Origin of the sequence: Geminicoccus flavidas (assembly GCF_009806515.1) — a bacterium.
GTDB classification, from domain to species: Bacteria; Pseudomonadota; Alphaproteobacteria; order Geminicoccales; family Geminicoccaceae; genus Geminicoccus; species Geminicoccus flavidus.
This window is the reverse complement of the sequence record NZ_WUJP01000499.1, coordinates 1-781: the sequence shown is the minus strand read 5'-3', so window position 1 is coordinate 781 and position 781 is coordinate 1. Positions and strand designations below refer to the sequence as shown.

The following is a 781-nucleotide window of genomic DNA, read 5'->3' as shown; positions in this document are numbered from 1 at the left end:
CAGCGGCGCACCAGCGCCATCGCCCGCATCGAATCCAGCCCGAGATCAATCAGGCTGTCGTCCGTGCCGATCTCCTCGGGATCGTCGTGCAGCAGCGCGGCGATCTCCCGGCGCATGCCCTCCAGGGTCAGCTCGGCCGCCGACCTCGCCCGTTCCTCGCCCATCGCCTTTACGTCCTACTGGCCCGCCTCGGTCAACCGCTGGCGCAGGATCGCCCGCAGCTCCTTGCGGCTGATCTTGCCCACGGCCGTGGCGGTGAACTCCTGCACGAACACGACCTGATCCGGCACCTTGAACTCCGCCAAGCCACGGGCGCGGATCCAGGCCTTGATCTCGACCGCCCTGGGCTGGCGCCCGTTCGGGATGATGAAGGCGCAGCTCCGCTCGCCCAGATACTCGTCGGGCACCGACACTACGGTTGCGTCGAACACGTCGGGATGCGCCAGGAGATGATCCTCGATCTCCTCGGCCGAGATCTTCTCGCCCGCGCGGTTGATATGGTCGGTGGCGCGGCCCTGGACCTGCAGATGGCCGCTGGGCAGCCGGCGCACGATGTCGCCGGTGCGGTAGAAGCCGTCCTCGGTGAACGCGCGGGCATTAGCGCCCGGATCGTTATGGTAGGCGCGGATCGTGTAGGGGCCGCGGGTCAGGAGATGGCCGGGCTCGCCGTCCGGCACCGGCCGGCCCTGGTCGTCGACCACCAGTACCTCGTCGTCCGGGCTGATCGGCCGGCCCTGGCTGTTGATCACCAGTTCGTCGGGATCGTCGTGGCGGGTATAGT

At 68.5% G+C, this 781-nt stretch carries 2 protein-coding genes; both read right to left on the bottom strand.

What is annotated here, in order from left to right; all coding sequences use genetic code 11:
• Window positions 1-116 (bottom strand): phosphopantetheine-binding protein (locus EQG76_RS33480; protein WP_235031364.1); only part of this gene is annotated, 116 nt, incomplete at its 3' end.
• A gap of 60 nt (window positions 117-176) precedes the next feature.
• On the bottom strand, window positions 177-781 hold a 605-nt coding region (locus tag EQG76_RS14095), incomplete at its 5' end, for an AMP-binding enzyme (RefSeq protein ID WP_159714498.1).